Origin of the sequence: Streptomyces sp. NPDC001941 (assembly GCF_040296945.1) — a bacterium.
GTDB lineage: Bacteria > Actinomycetota > Actinomycetes > Streptomycetales > Streptomycetaceae > Streptomyces.
This window is the reverse complement of record NZ_JBEOYE010000199.1, coordinates 1-5,431: the sequence shown is the minus strand read 5'-3', so window position 1 is coordinate 5,431 and position 5,431 is coordinate 1. Positions and strand designations below refer to the sequence as shown.

The 5,431-nt window shown below is 64.2% G+C and carries 2 protein-coding genes and 3 pseudogenes; 1 reads left to right on the top strand and 4 read right to left on the bottom strand.

Annotation, left to right across the window (positions count from 1 at the left end; genetic code table 11):
* The 3 genes and pseudogenes from ABT160_RS46200 to ABT160_RS46190 all read right to left on the bottom strand — a co-directional run.
* Positions 1 to 78 (bottom strand): annotated as a pseudogene (locus tag ABT160_RS46200) (ISAzo13-like element transposase-related protein); the annotation flags it as partial.
* Positions 79 to 95: 17 nt separating this feature from the next.
* A complete protein-coding gene (locus tag ABT160_RS46195) occupies positions 96 to 611 on the bottom strand; it encodes a hypothetical protein (protein ID WP_351656207.1) in 516 nt (171 codons plus the stop codon).
* A 218-nt stretch (positions 612 to 829) separates the two neighbouring features.
* On the bottom strand, positions 830 to 3,736 hold the full coding sequence (locus ABT160_RS46190) for a low temperature requirement protein A (RefSeq protein ID WP_351656204.1): 2,907 nt from the start codon (positions 3,734 to 3,736) through the stop codon (positions 830 to 832).
* A 185-nt stretch (positions 3,737 to 3,921) separates the two neighbouring features.
* Between ABT160_RS46190 and ABT160_RS46185 the strand changes: the two are divergent.
* Positions 3,922 to 4,341, top strand: a pseudogene (locus ABT160_RS46185) (transposase family protein); the annotation flags it as partial.
* Positions 4,342 to 4,482: 141 nt separating this feature from the next.
* On the opposite strand, the pseudogene ABT160_RS46180 reads toward ABT160_RS46185, so the two are convergent.
* Positions 4,483 to 5,283 (bottom strand): annotated as a pseudogene (locus tag ABT160_RS46180) (IS3 family transposase); the annotation flags it as partial.
* Positions 5,284 to 5,431: the final 148 nt, after the last annotated feature.

Genomic DNA, 5,431 nt, shown 5'->3' with positions numbered 1-5,431 from the left:
CAGCGGCTGTCCGCGCAGGCTGTGGGTGATACGGGAGAAGAGCCGGTGCTCCACCTTGTTCCACTTCGAAGTCCCGGGCCAATGCCGTTGTTTGACTACTGAACTATCCCCGCATGCAGGGTGATGGTCTTGGCGGCTACGCGTCGGGCCGGGGTTCGCGGTCGGTCCTTCGGCCGGTAGGAGTAGAGCGAGTTGGGCCGTTTGAGGAAACGGTCGGCCTCTCGGAGACGGCGGGTGCCGTTGTCGAGTTTCCGGCGGACCTTGGCCGCCAGCGTAGCCAGGAACTGTCGGATCTTGGTGGGGGTTACGGTGTGCTGGCGGACCACGCTGCGGCGGGTGTGCTTGAGGACCTTGACGAACGAGATGCGGTCCGGGTCGATGCCGTGCCGGCCGGCCAGGTGCATGATGATGCCGGTCAGGCAGCGGTGCACGACCAGGTGCGCCCACACCTCCTGGCGCACCAGTTGCGGGTCGGCCGATCGCAGGACCTCCTGCCTGCCGCGCTGGAAGGTCTTGACCTGGCGATATGCCGACTCTGCCTCCCACCGTTCGTGGTAGAGATCCGCCAACTCCGATGCCGGATAGGCTTCGTGGTCGAGGAGATCGGTCAACAGCCGGATCACCTCGCCTCCGTCGATGCGGTACTCGAACTGACCTGCCCTTTCACTCTCTCAGGGTCGGGATGAAAGAGGTTCACTGAGCTTCTTCAGAACGGCCACCGATCGGGTGACGCGCTCCGCTGAACCAGCAGGCCAGACGCCCATGCATCCACGATCGGGTGACGCGGCTGAAGAAGCTCACTTGTACGCCGACAGGCTTTCCTGGTCGGTCAGTTGCGGGCGTGTTCGAGGTGGGTGAGGTGGGTGTGGATGAGGTTGGCGAGGGTGGTCGTGTCCGAGGGTGCAGTCTGTTCGGCTGACGCGTCTGTGGTGGGGTTGCTGGTGAAGTAGGTGCGGTATTCGTGGCGGGTGATGGCGTGGTCGTTGTTGTGGTCCATGGCGTCGCGCATGTTGTTCCAGAGTTGGCGGTAGGCGGCTTCCGCTCGGGGGCCCAGTTCGCGTCGGCGGCAGACAGGGTCGGTGTCGATGCGGTGTAGGAGGTGGGTGAAGTCAGTCCAGGTGATAATGCCGTCGTGGTTAACGTCGAGGAGGTCGAACTGCCGGTCGACGTCGGTCGTTGAGATGTGCGGTCTGACGGGGACTGCGGCGGGCGGGTGCTGCTCGATGGTCCGTGTGGGCTGATGGGTCAGTTCTGCGCGCAGGGTGTGGCGTTGGGTGCGGGCGGTGGGGTTGAGTGCTTCAGCGAGGATCGCGGTGAGGGCGAGGGTAACGATGAGGGTCAGGCCGGCCAGGGCGGGCTGTCCGGTGAGGATGGGGATGACGGCTAGAGAGAGGGCGATGAGGGCAGGTGTGGTGAGGCGTGGGGTGCGGCCGAGTTGTTTCCACATGCCGGCGATCGCAGCGAGGTAGGTAGCCAGGCCGGCGCCGAGGGCCGTGGCGACGAGGGGGGTGATGGGCGGTCCGAATGGATGAGAGTGGGTAGTGCCGAGGTCGCGGGCGATGGAGCGCAGGCCGAGTCCAAAGGCGATGGTGCCGGCCAGGGCTGCGAAGTGAATCAGGTCGTAGAAGAGGTGCGCGAGGCGTGTGCCGTTGGCGTGGGTGTGGGTGAGGCGGTGATCAGCGTAGGGGGCGAGCAGGTCGAAGTAGAACCACCACATGACCGTGCATGTCACTAGGGCCAGCGCGATCAGGGCGAGTTCGGGCAGGGCGACTGTAGAGCCGTTGAGCTGTGTGCCGACGCCGGCCAGGGACATGTCTAGGCCGAGTAGTACGATGAAGGAGAAGCGCTCCCCCAAATGTCCGGGTGCAGTAATCCGCCAGCCGCGCATATACAGGATCGCAGCCGCCAGTTCGCAGGCAAGTCCGGCCACCCAGATCGGAATGCGGTGCTCCTGGGGGACTTGCGTCGACCAGGCAATCAGGGCGGCTGTGACGATTGCGGCGCCGACGATGAGCACGGGGCGCATCCCGGCGGTGTGGCCCTTCACACTCCATAGCAGGGCGGCGGAGGCGGCACGGACGATCAAATAGGCAGCGAGGAACAGCAGGACGCGATGGCTGAGGCCTTCTTGGGTGAACGCGCGGGGCATGGTCATGCCGAGGAAGACCATGCCGAGGATCGCGGTGATGTGGAGGGTGCGGGTGGTTCCGGCATCGGCATCGGTGTTGTTAGCCGCCCACACGAAGGTGACCCAGCAGCCCCACAGCACCGCCAGGATGAGCAGCCCTCGCATGGCGCCTTCCATGGTGGGGTCGGTCAGCACCAGCACATCAATCTGCGCGAACGTGAACGCAGCAATGATGTCGAACAACAGCTCAAATGTCGACAGTTCATGCCCCGACCCCGTAAACCTGAGGGCCGGACGCCAGGACCGCCATCGTGGTGAGATGACCTTCGCCCTCGCCCGGGCTGCGTCCAGACCCGCCCGAACTGCCGCCGACGCTCGCGCCACCTTTCGCCGGGCGCGCCGCGAATCCAATACCAGCAACAACCCGCAACCGGAAACCATCACAGCGACCGGGATCAACGCCGGAAGACCGGTCAGCAGCGGAATGGCCAAGACGAAGCCCACCGCAGCACCCACTCGCAGCCAGTCCACCCGCCATGTCCCCGCAAACCACACCATCGCCTGCCCCAGCAGACACACAGTGGCACCTCCGAAGAGCTCAGCCACAAGATTCATGCCCGCCGACGGCCCCAGCCACGCGCCACCGTCAGACGCGATGATCTCTACCACCGACTGACGCATCGCGTTCGCTGCGACCACCAGGCCACTCGCCATCAGCGAATTCCCGAAATCCATAGAGAACAGCAAGAACAAACTCCGCCCGAGGGAGAGTGTAGAGGTCCGTGGGTCCATCCCTCGTCGGGCGGGTCCGGAGATGGGAACACCCAGTCGATAAAACAGGTAAGCCAGGCCCAGGCCGAATGCAGTCAAGGCGATCAGCGGCACCGAAATACGCGCGGGCTGCCCAGCCTGCTCCAACAGCTCCAACGCGAGACAACACGCCACCAGATACGCCGTATCAAACCGATCACAGAAGACCCGGATCCCATAGATCTGCCAATCCGGCGCGATCCCAATCCCAATTCGGTCATACGTCGGTAGACACGTCGACCAGTGAACCGTTGTCGCAGCGAGATAAGTCCCGTACATGATCCAGATCTTGGCCGTACCCTCCGCGGGTACCGACAACCACGTGCCGGCTGCCAGGAACGCGGCGGCCAGCCAGATTAGCGCTGCGTTGCGATATAGATGCGGAGCGCCGATCCAAGCGAGGCCGTTCATCACCGCCCCCACCGCACAACTGACCGTCAGCGTTGCCGCGAACAGCCCCGGTCCCCACGTCCACCCGGACCACGGGTCGAATGCTGCTGGCACGGTCACTGCCAATGCCAGCATCATGCCGGTCTGCAGTACGTTAAACAGCTTCATCACGGGCGCTGTCACGGTCGCCACCGCGGACGTCATGACCTCGTGATGCCACAGGTAAAACAAGATCATCATCATCACGACTGCCTGGCTCACACCCGCCAACCCAGGCGTGTGTCGCATCAGTGAGGCAGCCTGTGTCATCGCCAGGACGAACGTGATGTCGAACAGCAGCTCTACCGGATCGATCTTCTCGTCCGGATCCCTTCGTGGCAGCCACCAGCTGACGGGAAACTCTTTCATGACAACCTTTTTCGAGACCGTGAATCACCGATGCGGAGAAGGCAGGTGATCGCGCCAGCAGGACCTGTGGACAAAATGGCAGTACTGAGGAAATTCTGCACGAGGCGGCGAACGTGGGGCGGCATGACTCGCCGGTCCTTAAGGCTTGTCCCGTAACGCCTGGTCGGGGGTGAGATGATCTTGGTGTGGCTGGTGTGATCACGGCGTCGGAGCCGTCTTGGATAAGCCCCTTCACCGGGCTGAGCCCGCGCTGCTTCGGGAAGTTGGTGACCGCGGTGCGGCGCGAGACTGCTGCCGAACTCCAGCGCGGACGGCCCTGGGGGCTCCCGCTCGGGGACCGGATTCTGCTGGTCGCGGCGTACTGGCGAACGAACTTGACGATGCGCCAGATCGCCCCGCTGTTTGGCGTCTCGAAGTCGGCCGCGGACCGGATCATCGACCACCTCGGGCCTTTGCTCGCACTCCAGCCCCGCAAGCGATTCCGCAAGGACGCCGTGCTGATCGTGGACGGCACCCTGGTTCCTACCCGTGACCACGCGATCGCGGAGCAGTCCAAGAACTACAGGTATTCCACGGCTCATCAGGTAGTCATCGATGCCGACACCTGAGGCGTCCCCCGGAGTGTGGACACGGGGTTCATGCTGCGAGTGTGATTCTACGTTCTCTCTGATGCTGCTGTTCGAACTCGGCAGGTGAGAGGTAGTTGAGGGCGCTGTGGCGTCGGCGGGTGTTGTGCGGGTGTTGTAGTAGGTGAGCCATTGGAAGATCTCCAGCCTCGCCTGACGCATCGTCGAGAACAGCCTCTTGTGCATCGTCTCCCTCTTGAGTCCCTGCCAGAACGATTCGGCGAGGGCGTTGTCGTAACTGGAGCCGATCCGGCCCATGCTCCTGCGGATCCCGAGACCGTCACAGACCTGCGCGAACGCGTCCGAGGTGTACTGCGAGCCCCTGTCCGCGTGGAAGATCACCCCGGCCACGCTGCCGCCCCGCATGGCCACGGCCATCTTCAGGGCGTCGATGACCAGTTGGGCGCGCATGTGGGAGGCCATGGAGTAGCCGAGCACCCGGCGTGAGCAGATGTCCAGGACGCAGGCGAGATACAGCCACGAGTCACCGACCTGCACGTATGTGATGTCGCCGCACCACTTCTCGTCCAGCTGCCCGGCGGCGAAGTTGCGTCGGACGAGGTCCGGGGCGGGCGGTGCGAGGCGGTTCGGGACAGTGGTGCGCTTGCGCCGCCGCAGGTGGCGGCCCTCGATCCGGTGCAGACGCATCAACCGCTCGACACGCTTGCGGCTGACGGTGTGCCCGAAGCCCCGCAGTTCGGCATGGACGCGCCTGACTCCGTACGTTCCCCTGTGCGTGGTGTGGACCTCGCGGATCTCTGCGACCAGCACGTCGTCGGCGGCCCGCCGCTCCGTTCGGGCCTTCGTACCGGCGATCCACCGGTAATAGCCGGAGCGCGAGACCTGAAGAACCCGGCATATCCGCTGAACACCGAAGGTCTCCGCATGGACGGAGGTGAAGTCCCAGCGGCGGGTCCTCACTTCATCTCCTTGGCGAAATAGGCCGCCGCCCGGCGCAGGATCTCCCGCTCGAGTGAGGTGACCCCTGTGGTGTGGACACTCTGACAATGGATCTTGATGGTCCGAGGAAGGGTGTCTTGGTGGGACGTAGGTCTCCGTATCCGGAGGA